Source organism: Streptomyces diastatochromogenes, assembly GCF_002242805.1.
GTDB classification, from domain to species: Bacteria; Actinomycetota; Actinomycetes; order Streptomycetales; family Streptomycetaceae; genus Streptomyces; species Streptomyces diastatochromogenes.
Genome location: NZ_MCGQ01000108.1, coordinates 1 through 19,622, shown reverse-complemented (window position 1 = coordinate 19,622; position 19,622 = coordinate 1). Strand labels below are relative to the sequence as shown.

17 protein-coding genes are annotated in these 19,622 nt (G+C 70.2%); 8 read left to right on the top strand and 9 right to left on the bottom strand.

Going from position 1 to position 19,622, the window contains the following annotated elements:
* Positions 1-2: 2 nt before the first annotated feature.
* The 3 genes from BEK98_RS46300 to BEK98_RS46290 form a co-directional block, all read right to left on the bottom strand.
* Positions 3-1,196, bottom strand: coding sequence for a type III PLP-dependent enzyme (locus tag BEK98_RS46300; RefSeq protein ID WP_094222822.1), 1,194 nt, complete (start codon positions 1,194-1,196; stop codon positions 3-5).
* Entirely contained in the window at positions 1,193-2,866 is a 1,674-nt protein-coding gene (locus BEK98_RS46295) for an IucA/IucC family protein (protein ID WP_094222821.1), read from the bottom strand. The genes BEK98_RS46300 and BEK98_RS46295 overlap by 4 nt, the downstream gene beginning before the upstream one ends.
* Before the next feature lie 62 nt (positions 2,867-2,928).
* Positions 2,929-4,506, bottom strand: coding sequence for an IucA/IucC family protein (locus BEK98_RS46290; RefSeq protein ID WP_244202299.1), 1,578 nt, complete (start codon positions 4,504-4,506; stop codon positions 2,929-2,931).
* A gap of 327 nt (positions 4,507-4,833) precedes the next feature.
* Here BEK98_RS46290 and BEK98_RS46285 point away from each other — a divergent pair, with 327 nt between their 5' ends.
* The gene (locus tag BEK98_RS46285; RefSeq protein ID WP_094222820.1) at positions 4,834-5,574 is read left to right on the top strand and encodes a response regulator transcription factor; all 741 of its coding nucleotides are present in this window, start codon (positions 4,834-4,836) and stop codon (positions 5,572-5,574) included.
* The gene (locus BEK98_RS46280; RefSeq protein ID WP_094222819.1) at positions 5,571-7,007 is read left to right on the top strand and encodes a sensor histidine kinase; all 1,437 of its coding nucleotides are present in this window, start codon (positions 5,571-5,573) and stop codon (positions 7,005-7,007) included. The genes BEK98_RS46285 and BEK98_RS46280 overlap by 4 nt, the downstream gene beginning before the upstream one ends.
* Before the next feature lie 71 nt (positions 7,008-7,078).
* Here BEK98_RS46280 and BEK98_RS46275 read toward each other — a convergent pair whose 3' ends face one another.
* Positions 7,079-7,537 carry a DinB family protein gene (locus BEK98_RS46275; protein WP_425276667.1) on the bottom strand — a complete coding sequence of 153 codons (459 nt, stop codon included), beginning with the start codon at positions 7,535-7,537 and terminating at the stop codon, positions 7,079-7,081.
* Between the two features lie 397 nt (positions 7,538-7,934).
* Here BEK98_RS46275 and BEK98_RS46270 point away from each other — a divergent pair, with 397 nt between their 5' ends.
* Entirely contained in the window at positions 7,935-8,723 is a 789-nt protein-coding gene (locus BEK98_RS46270) for a SigB/SigF/SigG family RNA polymerase sigma factor (RefSeq protein WP_094222835.1), read from the top strand.
* 4 nt (positions 8,724-8,727) lie between these two features.
* Here the strand turns inward: BEK98_RS46270 and BEK98_RS46265 are convergent, their stop codons facing one another.
* Positions 8,728-9,669, bottom strand: coding sequence for a cation diffusion facilitator family transporter (locus BEK98_RS46265; RefSeq protein WP_244202298.1), 942 nt, complete (start codon positions 9,667-9,669; stop codon positions 8,728-8,730).
* 276 nt (positions 9,670-9,945) lie between these two features.
* Here BEK98_RS46265 and BEK98_RS46260 point away from each other — a divergent pair, with 276 nt between their 5' ends.
* Positions 9,946-12,216, top strand: coding sequence for a SpoIIE family protein phosphatase (locus BEK98_RS46260; protein ID WP_094222816.1), 2,271 nt, complete (start codon positions 9,946-9,948; stop codon positions 12,214-12,216).
* Between the two features lie 78 nt (positions 12,217-12,294).
* On the opposite strand, the gene BEK98_RS46255 is transcribed toward BEK98_RS46260, so the two are convergent.
* Both BEK98_RS46255 and BEK98_RS46250 read right to left on the bottom strand, forming a co-directional pair.
* On the bottom strand, positions 12,295-15,240 hold the full coding sequence (locus tag BEK98_RS46255) for a HAMP domain-containing protein (RefSeq protein ID WP_094222815.1): 2,946 nt from the start codon (positions 15,238-15,240) through the stop codon (positions 12,295-12,297).
* A gap of 78 nt (positions 15,241-15,318) precedes the next feature.
* Positions 15,319-15,771 (bottom strand): ATP-binding protein, encoded by a 453-nt coding sequence (locus BEK98_RS46250; RefSeq protein ID WP_094222814.1) that lies wholly within the window; start codon positions 15,769-15,771, stop codon positions 15,319-15,321.
* A gap of 156 nt (positions 15,772-15,927) precedes the next feature.
* On the opposite strand from BEK98_RS46250, the gene BEK98_RS46245 reads away from it, so the two are divergent.
* Positions 15,928-16,842, top strand: coding sequence for a SigB/SigF/SigG family RNA polymerase sigma factor (locus BEK98_RS46245; RefSeq protein WP_094222813.1), 915 nt, complete (start codon positions 15,928-15,930; stop codon positions 16,840-16,842).
* On the opposite strand, the gene BEK98_RS46240 is transcribed toward BEK98_RS46245, so the two are convergent.
* The gene (locus BEK98_RS46240) at positions 16,775-17,260 is read right to left on the bottom strand and encodes an ATP-binding protein (RefSeq protein ID WP_094222812.1); all 486 of its coding nucleotides are present in this window, start codon (positions 17,258-17,260) and stop codon (positions 16,775-16,777) included. The two genes, BEK98_RS46245 and BEK98_RS46240, sit on opposite strands and share 68 nt — an antisense overlap.
* Positions 17,261-17,289: 29 nt before the next feature.
* Entirely contained in the window at positions 17,290-17,658 is a 369-nt protein-coding gene (locus tag BEK98_RS46235) for an STAS domain-containing protein (protein ID WP_094222811.1), read from the bottom strand.
* Positions 17,659-18,118: 460 nt separating this feature from the next.
* On the opposite strand from BEK98_RS46235, the gene BEK98_RS46230 reads away from it, so the two are divergent.
* The 3 genes from BEK98_RS46230 to BEK98_RS46220 all read left to right on the top strand — a co-directional run.
* Positions 18,119-18,700: a hypothetical protein gene (locus tag BEK98_RS46230; RefSeq protein ID WP_094222810.1), complete on the top strand. Its 582-nt coding sequence runs from the start codon at positions 18,119-18,121 to the stop codon at positions 18,698-18,700.
* 26 nt (positions 18,701-18,726) lie between these two features.
* Positions 18,727-19,146 (top strand): hypothetical protein, encoded by a 420-nt coding sequence (locus BEK98_RS46225; RefSeq protein ID WP_094222809.1) that lies wholly within the window; start codon positions 18,727-18,729, stop codon positions 19,144-19,146.
* A 182-nt stretch (positions 19,147-19,328) separates the two neighbouring features.
* Positions 19,329-19,622 (top strand): low affinity iron permease family protein (locus BEK98_RS46220; protein WP_094222834.1); only part of this gene is annotated, 294 nt, incomplete at its 3' end.

Here is a 19,622-nt window from a genome sequence, read left to right as displayed (position 1 = left end):
GCTCACGAGACATCGGCTGTGAGGGGTGCCTTGTCCAGGTGGCGGAAAGCCGGTGCGGGGTGCATGAGGAAGTCGTGGTGGGAGATGTTCCAGGCGTAGGCACCGGCCATGGCGAACGCGATCCGGTCGCCGCAGCGCAGCTGTCGTACCGGAACGCGGTGGGCCAGGACGTCCTTGGGCGTGCACAACTGGCCGACGAGCGTCACTGGTTCGCGCCGTGCCTGCGGGCGCGGCCAGGGGTGGGGCCAGGTGTCGACCGGGATGATCCGGAAGGGCTGGTTGTGCTGTTTGGCAGCGGGGGTGCGCAGGTGGTGGGTGCCGCCCCGCAGGACGGCGAATGCCTCGCCGTGGCTGTGCTTCACGTCCAGGACCTCGGTGACGTACCAGCCGCAGTAGGCGGTGAGCGAGCGGCCGGGCTCGATCCGCACCGTCAGGTTCCGGTGCCGGGAGAGCAGCCGGTGGAGTCCGGCACCGAAGGCCGCCCAGTCGAACCGCTGGTCCGGGTGGGCGTAGTCGACCCCCATGCCGCCACCGATGTTGACTTCGGTCAGGTCGATGTGGTGGGCCTGGGCCCAGTCCCGGGCCCAGGTCAGGACGTCCTCGGCCAGGTCCAGGTGGCCGGGCGCGTGGAGACCGCTGGCGAGATGGACATGCAGGCCGCGCAGCCTCAGGCGCTGGTCGTCGGCGATGACGGCGAGACACCCGTCCAGCTGGGCCGGTTCCAGACCGAAGGGGCTGGGGCGCCCGCCCATGACCAGGGCCACCGGTCCCGGGGTCAGCGGCAGGTTGACGCGCAGCAGGATGTCGATACTGCGGTCGCCCAGCACGGTCGTCAGCAGGCGCAGTTCGTGTGCGCTCTCGATGTGCAGCCGGGATACGCCGAGGCGGGCGGCCTCGGCGAGCTCGGCGGGTGTCTTGCCCGGGCCGCCGAACGCGATCGGGATGTCGGGGAACAGGGCGCGCACATGGCCGAGTTCGCCGCCGGAGGCGACCTCGAAGCCGTCGACGTGGTCGGCGAGAACACGCAACAGGCGTGCGTCGGAGTTCGCCTTGGCCGCGTACAGCAGCTCGGCCCGTTCGGGCAGCGCGGCACGGACGGCGCGGACGTGCTCGCGCAGGGCGTGCAGGTCGTAGACGTAGGCGGGCAGGTCGTCGCCGGTCAGCCGGTCGATGTGGGAGAGGACTTCGGGGTTCACCGCGCCACCTCGCGGGGGAAGTCCTCGCCCAGCGGGCTGGGCAGGGGGACGTAGGTGGCGTGCCGGTCGGCCTGGCGGGACCAGCGCAGCAGCAGGTTGGCCTTGGCGGGCAGCGGCACGCCGGACAGCAGGGCCCGCAGCCGGGGCGGGTCGCCGAGGGTTCGGGAGCAGGCGTCGAGGTGGTCGCGGACCAGGCCCCACAGAGCGGGTTCCAGCCCGGCGGCCGTGTCCGCGAGGGCGGCGAGCATCTCGGCGGTGTGATTGACCAGCAGGCAGTACGCGACCCGGTTCCAGCCGCGTACGGCGTCGTAGGTGAGCGGGCCGCCCACGTCGTCGGGGAGCGCGGCGAGGGCCTCGCGGTGGTGCCCGGCAAGGAGCTTCGTGCCCTCCAGGTCACGGAAGAACAGCTGTGCCGGCATGCAGTCCTGACGCACCCCGACGACGACGTTCTGCAGGTGCGGTTCCAGGACGACCCCGTGCTCGAAATACGCCGTCAGCACCGGCGGCAGCAACAGCCCGAGGTAGGCGTCCCACCACGCCAGCGCGTCCCCGCCCCCGCGCGTGAGCAGTTGCGCGACCTGGGCCGGGCTCGTGGGGTGTTCGTCGGCCACCGCCGCGCACAGCAACGGCGTCACCCCGGGGAGCAGGTGTGGGCCCAGACCGGACCGTACGATCACGCCGAAGCCTTCCACCAGGGACGTGTCGCCGCCGACGTCCAGCGTGCGGTAGCCCGGCTCGGCCAGCAGCGCACAGCCGCGGAACCGGTCGGCGAGCTGCGCGAAGACCGGCTGGAGCAGTCGGCTGAGGGCGACGGCGCCGGACAGTTCGTAGGCGGCGTTCTTGCGGACGCAATTGGTGATACGGACGTTCAGGCTGAACTTCAGGAACAGGTCGGCGTCCGGCTGGTAGAGGGTGCGTACCGACGCGGTCGGCGCGAACTCCGGTCCCGACAGACCGGTGTCGGTGATGTCCCCGGTGGCCATCGCCTCGCGCAGCCCGCGGTGACCACGCAGCAGCTCGTACTGCCACGGATGGACCGGCAATGTCACGAAGCCCGGGTCGGCGGATCGCAGCAGCGCCGCCAACTCGCTCAGGTCGCCTTCCTCCCGGATGAGTTCACGGCGTACCGCCAGGTGACGCAGGGGAAAACGCGCGCCGGTCTCCGGGCCGTACGTCATCCAGCCGTCAACGGCTCCCGTGCGGGCTTTGGGGGCGGGATGGAAGCGGTGGCCGAAGACCAGGGACTGCTCCGAGTCCAGGTAGCCGGGTGCCACATCCCGCTGGTCGGAGCGGTGTTCCAGGATGGTGCGGATGGTCTCGCGGCTGTCGGTGACCTGGAGCAGGAACTCCTCGTTGGCGGTGCCGGTACGCAGCTCCAGCTCGTCCTGGACGTACGCGGCCAGCTCCCGCCAGCCGATGGCGGTCCACGCGCCGTCTTCGTGGCGCTCGACGGGGCCGCTGAAGCGGTGGGCGCCGATGAGCGAGGCGCGGCGCAGGGCCGTACGCAGCAGCAGGTCGCGGCGGGGCAGGCGCACCAGCAGGTGGCCGCCGTGGACGGTGACCTGGTGCTCGGGCCCGGAGACCTCGCGGATCAGGCAGTTCAGGAGGGTGTGGGTGGTGACGTGGTCGGCGGTCAGCGCGGGACTGTCGGTCAGTGCGGGGGCGGTCATGGGGAGCGGCTCCGTTGCGTTCGTGAGGGGGACAGGTACGCGGCCGGTGGCGGTCCCGGACGTCAGCGATGGCGGGCCAGAGGATTGGGGACGGGGATCCACTGCGCCGTGCCGGGGGAGTCGGCCAGACGCATGGCGATGGTCGCCTTCAGCGGCAGGGTGTCCCCGAAGAAGACAGCCGAGTCCTCCGTGTCCGGGAGTTGCGCATACACGCGATGGCCGACGGCGGCCACGGCCTGCCACAGGGCCTCGGGGTCGGTGTCCCGGGCGCGGGACAGGACGTCGACCAGCTCGCTGAAGACTCCGCTGAGCAGCGCGCCGAACAGCTTGGTGCGCAGCGCCCACTCGTCGTCGGCGGCCCGGTTGCCGGCCAGCGGCGGCAGCGTGAAGCCGTGGGAGTCCAGGCGTCCCGGGTGGATGCGCACCCCGTCCAGGTCCCGGTACAGCACCCGCACGGGCCGCCCGTCGCGCAGCACGACCAGGGTGTTCTGCCCGTGGGCCTCCAGCGCGATGCCCATGGACAGCAGGGTCAGGGCGGGCGGCAGGACCAGCTCGGCGAAATCCGCCAGCCAACGCACCGGGTCACCGGCCGTCAGCGTGGCACCGGTCGCGTGGACGGCGGTGAGCGGTACGGCGATCTCGCCGGGGCCGAGGTGTCGTGCGCAGTTCTCCCGGATCATCGCGGCGAGGCTCGCCGACACCGCTCCGGACACCCGTACCGAGCCGCCGCCCAGCTCGCGCAGCACCCGCAGACTGTCGCCGTGTCCGGCCTTGTCGGTGACCGCGCAGACCAGGTCGGACAGGGGCGGCCCGTCGGCGACCTCGGCCGGGGAGATGGTGCGCCGGTAATTGGTCACCTGCACGTCCATCGCGGTCTTGATGTGACAGTCGGTCAGGACGTCCAGCGGTGCGAGGGTGCGCAGCGACAGCAGCGGCCGGGCCGGGATCGTCTGCCCGGTCACCGCCAGGTCCGGGTGGTGTACGAGGACGTGGTCGCGCTGCCAGGGGTGCACCGGCATCAGGACCGTGTCGCCGTCGCGCAGCGCCTGAGGCCAGTCCCCGGCGCCGTGCCAGCGGTCGGCCGGGACCGCGAGCAGCGCCAGGTCGACGACGGGATGGTGCTCGGGGGCGTAGGCGAGAACCTCGGCGACGGACAGACCGGTGCGGGTGCGGCAGCACGGGTGCTGCGGATGGCCGTCGACCACCGCCTGTTCGGCGTCGGCCGAGTCACCGACAGGCGCGGGCCCGGCGGCGTGGGCGGCGCGGGCCAGGGCGAGGTTGGCCACGCTGTTGTCCAGCTCGGCCGCCAGCCGCCGGGCTGCCGGTGTGTTCAGCCCGAGGGCGGTCAGCAGCTGTGCGGGCTCACTGAGGGGGCCGTCGCGACCGGCCACCGCGAAGCCCTCGGGAATCCGGGCAAACCGCTGTGCGCAAGCGGAGGACCCGGTCAGTAAGCCGCCGTGTTCGAGAGTGATCGTCAGGGCGCCCGCCGCATGGCGGCGAGCGCCGATGCCGGGCAGGGGTTCGCGGGAGAAAGCCCCCCACAGCCTGCCGAGCACCTCCGCCCGTGCCCCGGGAAGTGCGGCAGTGAAGGGATCCGCCAGATCCGGGCGCACCCGGCACAGTTCATTGGTCGAGTTCACGTGGCCGAGTATGGCGAGTTACGGCACCGGGCCACGCGCCACCGAAATCGAAGGTGCGAGACCGGACGTAAACCCACCGCCACGGCAAATAAAGCAAGCACACAAGACGTGCCCAGAATGTTCGCCACGACCTCCCGTCATCCCGTATCTCTTGTCGATCTCCTTACTCCGCCCTTCCGAAGTGCTGGATGTCTCCTGCATTTCCGCATTCTGGGAACGGCTCCCCCGAAAGAGGTTCACGAGCAGCAGACGAGCCCCGTCGCTGGCATGGGGGATCTTCCGGCGATTGCGCTGGGCGAAGTGCGCGGGCGCTGTGAAGCTGTCGGCATGCGTGTCTTGCTGATCGAGGACGACGACCGGGTGGCCGGGCCCTTGACGGAGGGCCTGAGCCGCTTCGGCTTCGCCGTGGAACATGCCCGCACCGGGGCGGCCGGCCTGGCCGCCCCGGAACCGGAGATGGTGCTGCTGGACCTGGGTCTGCCCGACATGGACGGCATCGATGTCTGCCGGGACCTGCGGGGACGCTCCGACGTGCCCATCATCATGATCACAGCCAGGGACGACGAGCTCGACCGGGTCGTCGGGCTTGAACTGGGCGCGGACGACTACCTGTCCAAACCCTTCGGCGTACGGGAGCTGGTGGCCCGTATCCGCGCTGTCACCCGCCGAACCCGCCACAGCATCGCCGCCGCAGGGGCGGCCGGACCACGCTCTTCGGGATCCTTGGACGGCCCTGCCCCGACCGGACCGTCCAAGCCCCAGTGCATCGGTGCGCTGGCCATCGACCGACGCACCCGCAAGGTGCACCTGCACCAGGTGCCGATCGCTCTGGCACCCAAGGAATTCGACCTGCTGGTCTGCCTCGCCGAGGACCCGGGAGCCGTCTGCTCCCGGCAACAGATCCTGGACACCGTCTGGGAAGCCCATTACTTCGGCCCCGCCAAGACCCTGGACGTCCACGTCGCCGCCCTGCGCCGCAAGCTCGGCGACCCCGCCTGGATCGAGAACATCCGCGGTATCGGATTCCGCCTGGTCCCGCAGGTCCACCCCGACGGCGCGGACCGGTGACCCGCCGCCTGCTGTTCAGCTACCTGAGCCTGATACTGCTCGTGCTGGTCGCCCTGGAGGTGCCCTTCGGCTACGTCTACGCCCGTGGGGAACTGTCCCGTCTCTCCCACGCCGTAGGGCAGGGCGCCGCGGGGCTGTCAGAGCTCTGCGAGGACAAGATCGAACACAGTCGGACGGCGGACATCCCCGCGCTCGCCCGCAGTTACGCCCGGAGCACGGGCAGCCGGGTGGTCGTCACCGACCGCGACGGCGTCGTGCTCACCGACACCCGGACCACCGCACTCTCCGCCGGTCAGGACTGGTCCGCCCGGCCCGACATCGCCGCCGCTCTGCACAGCCGGCCGGCCAGCGGCACCGTCCGGGACACGACGACCGGCACCGAAGCCTTCTACACCACCGTGCCCGGGACTTCCGGCGACACCGTGCGCTGTGCCGTCCGCGTCGCGTACCCGCTGACCGCTCTCAACGAGAGGGTCCACCACGCATGGGTCGCCCTGGCCGGTGCCGGCCTCGGCGTGCTGGCCGCCGTCGCCATGATCGGCTTCGCACTCGCCCGTTGGATCACCCGCCCCGTCCGCGCCCTGGAACACGCCACGGCCCAGCTTGCCGACGGCCGCCTCACCGATCCGCCCGACACCAGCCTCGGACCGCCCGAACTGCGCCGCCTGGCAGCCTCTTTCACCCACACCGCCGCCCGGCTCCAGCACCTGCTGCGCGCCCAGGAGGCGTTCGCGTCCGAAGCGTCTCACCAGCTCAAAACCCCGCTGACCGCACTCCGGCTGCGATTGGAGAACTTCGAGCCCCACCTCCACCCCCGGGCCCGGCCCAGCCTGGACGCGGCACTCGGCGAGGTCGAACGGCTCAGCCGCATGGTCCAGGGCCTCCTCGCCCTCGCCCGCCTGGAGAACTCGGCCACCACGCCGGAATCCGCCGACCTCGATGCCGTCGTCGCCGACCGCGCCGCGATGTGGGCGGCCTTCGCCGCCGAACAGAGCGTCGACTTCCTCGTGACCGGCCCGGACGCCGGGCACGTCTGGGCGGTCCCGGGCGGACTGGAACAGATCATCGACAACCTGCTCTCCAACGCGCTGCGGGTCTCCCCACCCGGGAGCGTGATCACCCTCGCCCGTGCCCACGGGCCGCACGGGCCCGAACTCCACGTCATCGACCAGGGCCCGGGCATGACCGAGACCGCGCGGCGCCGCGCCTTCGACCGGTTCTGGCGCGCCTGCGACACCCCCGACGACGGCACCGGCCTCGGCCTCACGATGGTGCAGCAGTTCACCCGCGCGGCGGGCGGCGAGGTCATTCTGCACCCCGCACCGGGCGGTGGCCTCGCCGCGGTCGTCCGCCTCCGGCAATCCCCTGGAAGCGCGGACCAGCGGACGCCGATGACGTTGCGCGGTGCCGCATTCCGACCGTGGGTGAGCTGACTCGATGCGAGAACGCCGGAGGGCCGGCTCTGTAAAAGTTCAGTATGTGGAGATCGGGGCCTCCTGCGGACCTAGGCGCCCACGGTCCCGTCGACGCCCTCGCGAAGGAAGTCCGCGTGACCGTTGTGGCGGCCGTACTCCAGTAGCACGTGCACCATCACCATCCGGAGCGACACCTCCTCACCCCACCTTGGCTGATACCCGGCCAGGTCCAGGGATTCGGCCTCCCGCTCGATGCGGCGCGAGTTCTCCACCTCGGCCTCCCAAGCTGCGAACGCCTCGGCCCTCGTCGAAGCGCTCGCGTCGTAGGCCGCCTGGAAGTCGATCTCGTCGGACCACACCATGGGCGCGTCGTTGTCCTCGAACGCTCGACGGAACCAAGCGCGCTCCACCTCTGCCATGTGCCGCACCAGACCGAGCAGCGAAAGCGTCGACGGCGGCATCGACTGCTGCCGCAGCTCCTCGTCGGTAAGCCCTTCGCACTTCATGGTGAGGGTCGCTCGGTGGTAGTCGAGGAAGGACCGCAACATGTCGCGTTCGCTGCCGAAGTTGGGCGGTCCTATGCGATGGTCACTGGCCACTGCTCATGCTCCTCGTCCGTGCCTGCATTGGGGGCCAGTATCTACGCCCATGGGCCGCCGTCTCCTGGAATCGATCACATAGTCGGCGGGATCACCACGGAGGCCCCGGTGATCGTGTCACCTCGTGCCGGTCGGGACCTCGGACAGGACCGCTCCGCGAGGACCCGGTCGCCGCGGGCGCACGCCTGCGGACCGCTGTGTTTCTCCGGCACATGCGTGGGCAGTCGCGGGTTTGCCCTGCTGAGGAACCACCGCCACTTGCCCACAGCGGCCGTATGGAGACGTCGGCCGGGGGCGCCCGGGCTTGTCGCCGATGACGGTGTGTGACGATCTTCCGGAACAGGTGATGAGCGTGACTCGAGTGCAGCACTCACATGACGACGCCCCCGACACCATGGCGGACTTCCGTCGACTGCACACGCTTCCGAAGGGCCCGCAACGGGACGGGCTGCGGGACGAGCTGGTGAGGGCCTGGTTGCCGATGGCTCACCGGATCGCCACACGCTACCGCGGCCGTGGTGAACCTCTCGAGGACCTGCGTCAGGTCGCCGCGCTCGCTCTGATCAAGGCGGTGGACCGGTTCGACCCGGAGCGGGGAGGAGCGTTCGAGAGCTACGCGGTACCGACCATCACAGGCGAGGTGCGCAAGCATTTCAGGGACCATACATGGGCGCTCCAGGTGCCGCGCCGCACCCAGGAGCTGCGCCGGCGGGTCGCCGCGGTGTATCAGGAGCTCGCCCGGTCGGGCGGTGAGATCTCGGCCGCCGAGATCGCCGCGCGTACCCACCTGCCGACGGAGGACGTGCGCGAGGGGCTGTCGGCCCGCCACGCGTACGCCGCGCTGTCACTGGATGTCGAGCTGGTGCCCGGGGGACCCAGCGAGGGAAACACGCTGGCGGACGCGCTCGGCGTCCCCGATCCCAGCCTGGACACCGTGGTGGACCGTGAGTCGGTGCGGCCCTTGATCGGGGCGCTGTCCGAGCGGGACCGACGGATCCTGTATCTGCGGTTCTTCCGGGGCATGACACAGCGCTGCATAGCCGAGGAGTACGGGATCTCGCAGATGCACGTCTCCCGCATCCTGAACCGCATCTGCTCCCAGTTGCGGGACCAGGTACTGGCCGACGCCGCGTGACCGATCACAGCTCCGCGGGTCCGGGCGCCTCGGTGATGTCCAGGAACACATGCTCGGCCTCCGGCCACTTGCCGGTGATCCGCCGCTTGATCCGGACACAGACCAGCTCGACCTCCTCGCTGTCGAGCCCCGGCACCAGATCGATCCGGGCGGCGACCAGCACCGAGTCCAGGCCCAGTCGCATCGTCAGCAGCGCCGCGACCTTGTCGATCTCGTCCTGGGACGAGAGGAAGTCACCGATCCCGTCGCGCAGTTCCGTATCGACCGCCTCACCGATCAGCCGGTCCCGCGCCTCGCGGGTCAGCCGATACGCCACGTACACCAGCAGGAGTCCGATCCCCAGGGAAGCGCCGGCCTCCCAGGCCACCTGCCCGGTCGCCAGGTGCAGCGCGATACCGGCCGCCGCGAGGAGCACACCGGCCACGGCTGTCGCGTCCTCCGCGATCACCGTGCGCAGAGCCGGGTCGGTCGTTGAATCCCGGTGCCGACGGGCCTGGTACAGGGCGCGGACCAGTGAGCCACCGTCGGCCAGCAGCGCCACACCGAGCACCGCCAGCCCTGCCGGATAGCCCTTCAGCGACTCCTGCTGGTCCGTTCGCAGGGCCTGAACGCCCTGGTACACCGAGAAGCAGCCTCCCATGACGAAGATCCCCACCGCGGCCAGCAGTGCCCAGAAGTAGCGCTCCTTGCCGTAGCCGAACGGATGACGGTCGTCGGCGGGGCGCTTGCTGCGGCGCACGGCGATGAGCAGGAACACCTCGTTCAGGCTGTCCGCGACCGAATGCGCTGCCTCCGAGAGCAGCGCGGGGGAGCCCGCGAACAGCCCGGCGGCCGTCTTGGCCGCGGCTATCACCAGGTTGGCGCCGAGGGCGACGAGGACGGTGACCCGGGTTCGTACGTCCCGGGCCGTGGAGCCCCGGTCGCGCTGCCCGTCAGCACCCGTCACCAGCGCAGCCCTCCAGCCTGCCGTGCGGTCTTCGCCTGCCGCGTCGCTCCACGGAGGCGGCAGTGACCGAGCGGGGCCTCGGCTCTCCGCTGCGGCGAGGATCCGGCGCCGGCCGCCAGGGCCCGGCATCGGCCTCTTTCACCAGCGACTGCCCCGGTGAGCGCCCTTCATGCGGGGCAGCGGAGCTGCCTGCGTGTTCAGCACGGGCGGGTAGAATCCGCTGGAGTACGACCGTCCTGCCCCGGATGCCCGCGCTACGGCAGAACGGAGGTCGCCGTGACGCTCTCTGCCGGGCCCGCCGGGGCGTCAGCCAACTGGGCCGATTCCGGATTCACCGGCCTGGCCGCGGAGAACGTGCGGCTCAGGGCCGAATCCGCGCGCCGCCATCTGGTCGATCTCGCGACGGGCGTTCTCGCCGCCCAGCTCGGGTTCTCCGTCGCCGACGCGGCCGCGCATCTCGAAGCTCTCGCCCAGGCGACCGGAATCCCGCCGGTGGATCTCGCCGCGGACGTCGTGAACTCGGTCGCGGCGCCAGGCGACCCGCCCGTCGCTCCGGGCCCGGTCCAACCGCTCCAGGCCCGACAGCAGCGCAGGACCGCCGCGGCCGCCGAGACGACGGACAGCGTGAGTGACGCGGCCCGCACTCTGCTGGAAGGAGCCCTCGGCCCGCTCGGGGCGGACAGCCTGTGGCTGTGGCGGTTGACCGGCGCCGGCTGCCTCAGCCTCGCGGGGCACGCCGGGGTCGGGGCCGCGGAGGCCGCGGCCTGGCGCTGGATCTCGCCGGCCGTCCCCGAGCCGTTTCGCTCCGCTCTTGTCGGCAGCGATCCCCTGTGGCTGGAGAACGGGCCGGCCGCAGGCTGCCCGACGCCGGGAGCACGGGCGGACGCGGCCAGGGCCTTGCTGCCCCTGCGGCGTCAGGGCGAAACAGTCGGACTGGCGTTGGTGGGCTGGCCGGGTCCCACACTGCTCGACCCCGCGGTACGGAGCGCTGTCGCCGACTTGATGGGCATGGCGGTCAGGGTCCTGGACCTTCCGGACAGCGAGCAGCCGGCCGTGCCGGTGCTGGTCGACCTGCTCGACGCTCTCACCCGCCCGGCGGCACTCCTGCGGACGAGCGACACGACCGGGGCCGTGGCCGTCGAACACGTCAACGCAGCGGCGGTCGCCGCCCTTGGTGGCGCGCTCTCGGCCCACGACAGGCACCTGTCGCGTGCCTTTCCGCTGACCCACCAGGAGCTGACCTCGCTGGTCCGGCGGGCCCGTCACGGACGCCGTCCCCAGCGTGCCGCCCGGTTGCCGGCGATCGGCCGCACGGAGCCGGGCGAGGCGCCCGCACCGCTGCTCGATGTCCGAGTCCTTCCGGCCGGGAACGAGCGGACCCTGCTCCTGTGGAACACCGCGAGCGACTCCGGCCTCGCGGCCGAACGCGCCGTTTCCCGGCTGCAGAGCGTCGCCACCTTCCAGGACAGCCTGACGGGCGGCGAGACGGTGTGGTCGGAGCAGGCCTACGCGATGTTCGGGATGGAGCGGGGCGACGCGCCGGTACCCCTGCTGGCGTTGCGGGGACGGATCCACCAGGGCGACGACGCGGCCCTCACGGAACTGCTGCGAGCACTCATGGAAAGCCGCACCGGCGCCCAGTCAGTGCTGCGGATCGTGCGTTCGGACGGATCCGTGCGTCACATCCGGGTGGCGGCGGAGCCGCTGCTCGAGGGGGAGACTGTCACCGGTTTCGTCGGGGTGTACCAGGACGAGTCGGCGATCCATCGAACGGAACTGGTGCTCAGCGCGACCTTCGACAGTCTGACCGCGGTCCGCGACCAGGCGGCGCTACGGCACCGACTGGCTCTCCAACTCCAGCAGGCCATCGTTCCCGAGGTCCCCGACCTCCAGGAGTTGCCCGGCGGCCTGGTCGTCGCCGCTCGATACCGTCCGGCGGCGGAGGAGTACCAGGTCGGCGGCGACTGGTACGACGTGCTGCCGCTGCCGGGAGGCAAGGTGCTGGTGACCGTCGGCGACATCGCCGGGCACGGAATCGACTCCGTCACCGACATGGTCGCGCTGCGCAACGCCCAGCGGGCGCTGGCCTTCACCGGCAGACCGCCCGGGCAGGTGTTGGGCTGGCTCAACGAGGTCGCCCTGCGCACGGGTGAGGGGACCACCGCGACGGCGGTGTGCGCCATGTACGACCCGGACGCCGGGGACTTCGTCTGGTCGAGCGCCGGGCACCTCCCCCTGCTGCTGCTCAGGGACGGTCGGGCGCGCCTGCTGGAGACCCCGCCGGACGTCCTGCTCGGCGCGGTGCCGTCGTCGACCTATCACGAGCGCCGCATCGTGCTGCGGCCGATGGACACACTGCTCCTGTACACGGACGGCCTGATCGAGCGGCGGCACGACGGGCTGGACCTCGGGCTCGCCCGCCTCGTCGCCGCGGTCGAGGAACTCGCGGCCGGCGGGAGTCTGGGGCTGCTGATCGACGGACTGATCGGGTTGGACATGGGAGACACCGACGACGACACGTGCATCGTCGCGGTCGGGGTGCGCTGACCCGCGTACCGACGTGGAGTCGCGACCGGGCGCCGTTGTGCTCCGGGGGGCGAGGGGCCGCCCGCCCTGCCCGGTCCCTCACCGCACCAGCCGGTGATGGATCATGGCGAGCAGTTCCGCCTCGTCGACCGGCTTGGCCAGGTAGTCGTCGGCGCCGGCCTCCAGGGCCCGGGCACGATCGCCGGGCATCGCCTGCGCGGTGACGACGATGACCGGGAGGTTCGCCCGGCCCGGGAGTCCGCGGATCTCCTCGATCGCCTCGTACCCGTCCATCCCCGCCATCATGACGTCCATCAGCACAAGCTCGATCTCGTCGTACTCGGTCAGCACCTCGATGGCTCGGCGTCCGCCGTCGGCGGTCACGACCCGCAGCCCGTCGGTCTTCAGGACCTCGGTGAGGGCGAAGACGTTGCGGTGGTCGTCGTCCACGATCAGCACGGTCGCGCCGGACCGTTCCACGGCAGGCTCCGGAAGCGTGCGCTCCCGGGGCTGAGGGGCTTCGCTCGTGGCAGCCGCGGCCGGTGCGGGCTGCTCCGCGTGGTGGGGGAGGTACAACGTGAAGCGGCTGCCGCGACCCGGGGCGCTCGTGACCTCGATGGCACCGCCGATGAGCGCGGCGACTTCTCGGCTGATGGAGAGACCGAGCCCGGTGCCACCGAAGCGGCGCGCGGTGGTGCCGTCGCCCTGATGGAAGGCCTCGAAGATGTGCCGGAGGCGTTCCGCGGGGATGCCGATTCCGGTGTCGGTGACACGGAAGGCGAGGACCGGCTCGGCACAGCGCAGATCGGCGGGCGTCCCGGCGGCGTCGGCGTATTCCACCGTCAGCGTGACGCCCCCTTCGTCCGTGAACTTCAGCGCGTTGGAGAGGAGGTTGCCCAGCACCTGACGCAGCCGCGCCTCGTCGGTGGTGAGGCACTCGGGTACCTCCCGTGCCACGGACACGGTGAAGTCGAGCCCACGCTCGTCCGCGACGGGACCGAACGTCGCCTTCAGATGGTCCAGGAGCTGGGACAGCCCGAACGGCTCGCGCCGGACCTCCATCTTTCCTGCTTCCACCTTGGACAGATCCAGGATGTCGTTGATCAACTGCAGCAGGTCGGAACCGGCCGAGTGAATGACCTCCGCGTAGTCGACCTGCTTCTTCGTCAGGTTGCCGTCGGGGTTCTGGGCGAGGAGACGGGCGAGGGTGAGCAGACTGTTCAGCGGGGTTCGCAGTTCGTGACTCATGTTGGCGAGGAACTCGGACTTGTACATCGAGGTACGGGACAACTGCTGGGCACGCTCCTCCAGTTCCTGCCGGGCCTGTTCGATGACGCGGTTCTTCGACTCGATGTCCTTGTTGCGTTCGGCGAGGAGCGCGGCCTGCTCCTGCAGTTCCGCGTTGGACCGCTGGAGCTCCTGCTGCCGGGCCTGCAACTCCTCGGTCTTGGAACGGAGTTCATCGGCGAGACTCCGCGACTGGGCGAGTAGTTCGTCGGTGCGCAGGTTCGCCACCAGCGAGCTGAGCACGGCTCCGGCGCTCACCACGAACCGGTCGAGGAAGTCGCGGTGCAGGGCGGTGAAGCTGTGGAGGGCGGCGAGTTCGACGGCGCCGAGCACCAGGTCCTCGACCACGATCGGCAGCACGATGAGCGCTGTCGGCTCCGCCGAGCCGACTGCGGAGGACACGGTGGCGTACCCGGGGGGCACCGGATCGACGAGCAGGGCTCGTCTGTCGCGGGCTGCCTGGCCCACGAGTCCCTGACCGATGCGGAACCGGCGCGGTGTGCCGGACTCGGGCGGCTCCGGGAGCCCGTAGCCGGCTGCCATGACCAGCTCGGGTCCGTGCTCGCCCTCTTCGGCGACGAAGAAGGCGCCGTACGGGGCCGAGACCAGCGGCGGCACCTCCGCCATGATCAGTTCGGCTATCTCGGGCAGGCCGCGGGTGCCCTGGAGCAGTCCGGTGATCCGGGCCAGGTTCGTCTGCAACCAGTCCTGCTCCTGGTTGGACCGGGTCGTCGCGCGCAGCGACTCGACCATCGCGTTGATGTTGTCGCGCAGTTCGCCCACCTCGCCCGGGGCGTCGGCGGTGATGGAGCGGGTGAGGTCTCCCTCTGCTACGGCGCTCGTGACCTCGGCGATGGCCCTGACCTGCCGGGTGAGGTTGCCGGCCAGCTCGTTGACGTTGTCGGTGAGGTCCTTCCAGGTTCCGGACACGCCGTGGACCGTGGCCTGACCGCCCAGCTTTCCCTCTGTTCCCACTTCGCGTGCCACGCGCGTCACCTCGGCGGCGAACGACGACAGTTGGTCCACCATGGTGTTGATCGTGGTCTTGAGTTCCAGGATCTCGCCTCGTGCGGCGACGTCGATGCGACTGGTCAGGTCGCCCTGTGCGACGGACGTGGTGACCTGGGCGATGTTGCGCACCTGGTTGGTCAGGTTGTCGGCCATGGAATTGACGTTGTCGGTGAGGTCCTTCCAGGTTCCGGACACGCCGCGGACCGTGGCCTGACCGCCCAGCTTGCCGTCCGTACCGACCTCGCGTGCCACCCGGGTGACCTCCTCCGCGAACGACGAGAGCCGGTCGACCATGATGTTGATCGTCTCCTTGAGCTCCAGGATCTCGCCGCGCGCGTCCACCCGGATCTTCTGGGTGAGATCGCCGCGGGCGACGGCGGTCGCCACCTGAGCGATGGAGCGCACCTGAAGGGTGAGGTTGTCGGCCATCGCGTTGACGCCGCTGATGAGCTCCTGCCAAGCCCCCTCGACCCGCGGTTCCCGCACGCGACTGCCGAGCAGACCCTCGTCGCCCACCTCCCCGGCGACTCGCGTGAGCTCGGAGGTCAGGAGGGCGAGCCGGGCGATCATGTCGTTGTAGACCACGGCTATGTCGCCGAGGGTTCCGCCGGAGTCCTCGGGGAGCTGGACGGAGAGATCACCGTCCCGAACCGCGGTGAGTCCGGTGAGCAGTCGACGCAGGCCGTCCTCACCGGGGCCGGCTGACGCCGGGGCCGTGCCGAGGCGTGTTGCTCTGCGCTGTGCCATGAGGCCACCTCGTACGAACGGGCGACGCGGGGGAGCGGGTCCGGGCCGGGATGCGGCCGCGCACACCCCGCTTCCACTCTAGGACCGGTCCTGAGCTCCAGCTTCCGGGACGATGTCCACCTCGAACCAGACCGTCTTGCCGCCATGACGGCGGGGTACGCAACCCCAGCGCGCCGCGAGCCGCTGGACGAGATACAGCCCGTGCCCCGAGGCGCGAGCGGCGTGATGCCGGCGGTGCGGACGGGGAGCCTCCGGGCTGTTGTCGCTGATCTGCACCCACAGTGCCCGCTCGGTTGCCGTGAGTTTCAGTTCCGACGGGAGGCCCCCGTGCGTGCAGGCGTTCGTGACCACCTCCGACACCAGCAGCACGGCGTCGTCGGCGGCTCTCCGGCCGGGCTCGCCGGCGCTCCCGAACCACTCGAGCAGTGCCCGTTGCGTGAGGGCGCGGCACTGAGCGACCACTCCGTGTCCCGTCGTGAGTTCGTAGCGCCACGAGTGGCCGTCGGTCGGCTGCGCCTCGGCCCTGGCCATGCGCTGCGGCTTTCCGATGCCGCACGTGTCAAACCATCGTGAGGGACATACCGTGTCAAAGCATCTTGAATGGGAAGAGTATTTACAAGACGCTCAACCGACGGACCCCGCCGCAGGCACCGCGGCGCAGGCCCACCGCCTCCGTCGAAGGAACTCATGTCCACCACCCAGACGTCCGTCACCTCCGGCCATGACGTGGGAGCCGTCATGCGGCGCGAGGCCCTTGCCGGACTGCCCGAGATCACCCGGCCCACCGAGGTCTCGACGGATGACGCACGCTCCCTCTCGGTGGCCCTCTTCGTCCGTCTGCGTGACCTCGAGGAGGGCACCCCCGAGTACTCCTATGTGCGGAACACCTTGGTCGAACTGAATCTCAGTCTCGTCAAGTTCGCCGCCCGGAGGTTCAGGGACCGCGCCGAGGAGGCGGAGGACGTCATCCAGGTCGGCACGATCGGCCTGATCAAGGCCATCAACCGTTTCGACGTCGACCGCGACATCGAGTTCTCGGCGTTCGCCCTGCCGACGATCGTCGGCGAGATGAAGCGATTCTTCCGAGACACCACCTGGGCCGTCAGAGTGCCCCGACGACTCCAGGAAATGCGGATCGACATGGCGAAGACCGCCGATCGTCTGGAACAGCGGCTGGGACACCGGCCCAGCCGTGGCGAGCTCGCCGCCCAGATGCATGTCGCCGAGGAGGATGTGGCCGAGGGCGAACGTGCGGCGAACGGGTATGCCGCCCGCTCGCTGGATGCGCCGGTCGAGGACGACGACGCCGATGCGCTGCGTCTCGTGACACGCCATCTGGCCACATCGGAGCCGTCGTACGAGCTCGTCGAGGCCTTCGAGTCACTCAAGCCATTGGTCGGGCGGCTGGATGAACGGGATCGCCTCGTCCTGTCGCTGCGCTTCGGTGAGGAACTCACCCAGAAACAGATCGGTGAGCGCCTCGGACTGTCGCAGATGCACGTCTCGCGTCTGCTCAAGCGGATCCTGGGCGAGCTCAGAGCGGGCTTGGTCGACGACGGTCCCGCCGAGCCCGAAGGGACGCAGGCCCGGGCGGGCGGGTGACCTCCACCCATACGACCTTTCCACGGGCGAGATCCGGCTTGGCCTCCGATCCCCACGCGCCGGCCAGTCGGTCGAGGACCATGAGGCCGTGTCCGCCGGGGAGTGCGGGCGAGCGGTGCGCCTGAGCATGTGGATGCTCGGGGCTGGCGTCGGACACCTCCATGCGGAGCCGTCCGCCGGCGTGCCGGAGGACCAGCTCCTGCGGGCCCCCCGCGTGCAGACAGGCGTTGGTGACCACCTCCGACACCAGCAGCAGGACATCCTCGGCCCGTTCGCGTATCTCCGGCGTTTCGGCCGGGAGCCAGCCCCACTCGGCCAGCGCCGCCGCGGTGAAGTCACGGCAGCGTGTCACCGCCCCGCTCGTGCCGCGCAGGGCGAGTCGTCTGACCTGCTCGTGGTCGGCGCCTTTCGTCGTCATGATCCCTCCGCGGCTCCGACCGCCGTGCGTCACGTGCCTGCCTGGCTGTCCATGAGCGCCGTCTCGACGTCCTGGAACACCCGGAAGACGTTGTGAGCGCCGGTGATCTCGAACATGCGGTCCACCGGCGGGCGCAGCCCGGCGAGATCCAGGCGCCCTCCGTGGTGCAGCATGCGCAACCGGGCCTTGAGCAGGACGTTCAGGCCGGTCGAGTCGCAGAACCGCAGCCCGGAGCAGTCGGCAATGATCCGCCTTGCTCCGATTCCCTCCTCCAGCGCCTCCTTCAGGGGCCCTGCCGAGTCGTGGTCCACCTCGCCTGTCATGACCAGTACGACTGTGTCCGTCCGGGTCTCGGGCCGCGTCTCCACGACGAGCCGATCGCCTTGGCCTGCGCCCATCGCGTGATGGTTCGGTGCCCGCTGTTCAGCATCCACGGCGACGCGCACCTCCTCCCCGCACCCGAGAACGGGCGGGATTCCCTGTAGGGGAGATATACCTGGATTGCTACGCTACACCCCTTATTAGGCGTTTCCTGCGGTCCCATGCGCTCCGAGTCACCGCGCGAGCCGCGAAGACGGCCGCCGCCAACGCGGCGTCGAACTCGGCCAGGTGGTGAACAGCACCCCGGCCTGCTCCGCGCATGCCCCGTACCCCAGGGAACATGCGCGACATCCCGCTAGCCGACGCACTCATGGCCGTTCTCGCCTTCGCGTAAATTCGCCTGCCCCATGTCTGTCCGGGCTTCGGCTGGGTAATCGCGGGTGCAGCAACCCTGGCGGCGTAACGAGAAATTCCGAGCGGCTGCCCACTGACGCAGCCGAGGCGAGTTTCCGGAACCCGGATGACAAGGAGGTTCTGATGACCACCACTGAAACGCTGATCGCGATCATCGTCCCCGTAGTCATCATCGTGGCCCTGGCCGCTGTCGGGCTCTGGGTCATGGTGAGGCGCCGGCGGCTCCGGGAGCAGTTCGGGCCGGAATACGACCGGGCCGTGAGTTCCGGGAACGGCCGGCTGGCCGGTGAACGCGAGTTGCGCTCGCGTGAGAAGCGGTACGACGACCTCGACATCAGAACGCTTCCCCGGGAGGATCGCGAACGGTACGCCGAGGAGTGGAATCGCCTGGAACAGCATTTTGTCGACAGGCCCAACGGGACCGTCGAGGAAGCGGACCGTCTGGTCACCCGGGTCATGAGGGACCGCGGCTACCCCGTGGAGGACTTCGAGCAGCGGCTCAAGGACCTCTCCGTCGAGCATGCCACCACCCTGGAGCAGTACCGTGCCGCGCACGACGTCGGTCTCCGCAGCGGGCACGGCGGAGCGACCACGGAGGAGTTGCGCGGCGCGATAGTGCATTACCGCACCCTTTTCCGGGAGTTGCTCGGCAACCCCGGGAGCGAATCCCGTCACCACGGGACCACGAGGCACGACGCGGCTTGAGACCGCAGGAAACGAAGTGAACTGAGATGGAAACCCGCGACAATGCGAGAAACGCATCGGACACCGAACTGACGACGGAGGACCTGGCCCGAACCGAACCGGAACACGTGTCCGGTGAGTCACCGGCCGTCTACCCGGGCGAGGCGACTCCGGAGCCCGCACAGGCCGAAGAGGGCGAACAGCCGCTGATCGATCCCGCGGACGCGCGGTCCTACCGCGATCGTTGGGAACAGATTCAAGGCACCTTTGTCGACGAACCCAAGGATGCGGTTCGTTCGGCAGATGCCCTGGTGGCCGAAGTGATCAGGTCCTTGGCTGAGACGTACGCCGACCACAAACGAGAACTCGAGGACCAGTGGAGCCGCGGCGAGGACGTCGAGACCGAAGGGCTCCGTGTCGCGCTTCGGCGTTACCGCACGTTCTTCAACCAGCTGCTTCAGGTCTGAGAGCCGCGCAGCTGCGGTGTCGGGCGCCATGGTGATCGGCCCGTCGCACCGGCTTTCGAGCAGCATGGCGCACTGCTGCCCCGGCCGGGCCTCGACGAGAGCGACGGCGGAGACGGCACGGGCGAGGCCGTGGCGGACGTCCTCGCGGACGGCGACGGGCGCGCACGGAGAGGTGACGGCCGATGACCTTCCCGCATCCCGCCGACCGGGGCGGCAACCGGCGCCGGGCGTTCGAACGGCTCGCGGAGACCGCGTCGAGATTCACCAGCTCCCCCCTGTTCTTCATGTTCTGCCTGGCGCTGGTCACATGGATGGTGTTCGTTCATGCCGCCGGTCTGGGCACGGAGTGGCAGGTGTTCGCCGGGGACTGCATGACAGCGGTGACGCTGCTCCTGCTCGCCCTGCTGAAGAACTCGGAGCTACGGGCCGAACGCGCCATCCAGCGCAAGCTGGACGCCATCGCCGCCGCCCTGCTC

Coding starts and splice junctions, on each gene's coding strand:
- BEK98_RS46295 (WP_094222821.1), bottom strand. CDS start 2,866: ATGACCGCCCCCGCACTGACCGACAGTCCCGCGCTGACCGCCGACCAC.
- BEK98_RS46285 (WP_094222820.1), top strand. CDS start 4,834: ATGCGTGTCTTGCTGATCGAGGACGACGACCGGGTGGCCGGGCCCTTG.
- BEK98_RS46275 (WP_425276667.1), bottom strand. CDS start 7,537: ATGTTGCGGTCCTTCCTCGACTACCACCGAGCGACCCTCACCATGAAG.
- BEK98_RS46270 (WP_094222835.1), top strand. CDS start 7,935: ATGAGCGTGACTCGAGTGCAGCACTCACATGACGACGCCCCCGACACC.
- BEK98_RS46255 (WP_094222815.1), bottom strand. CDS start 15,240: ATGGCACAGCGCAGAGCAACACGCCTCGGCACGGCCCCGGCGTCAGCC.
- BEK98_RS46250 (WP_094222814.1), bottom strand. CDS start 15,771: ATGGCCAGGGCCGAGGCGCAGCCGACCGACGGCCACTCGTGGCGCTAC.
- BEK98_RS46245 (WP_094222813.1), top strand. CDS start 15,928: ATGTCCACCACCCAGACGTCCGTCACCTCCGGCCATGACGTGGGAGCC.
- BEK98_RS46240 (WP_094222812.1), bottom strand. CDS start 17,260: ATGACGACGAAAGGCGCCGACCACGAGCAGGTCAGACGACTCGCCCTG.
- BEK98_RS46235 (WP_094222811.1), bottom strand. CDS start 17,658: ATGGGCGCAGGCCAAGGCGATCGGCTCGTCGTGGAGACGCGGCCCGAG.
- BEK98_RS46230 (WP_094222810.1), top strand. CDS start 18,119: ATGACCACCACTGAAACGCTGATCGCGATCATCGTCCCCGTAGTCATC.
- BEK98_RS46225 (WP_094222809.1), top strand. CDS start 18,727: ATGGAAACCCGCGACAATGCGAGAAACGCATCGGACACCGAACTGACG.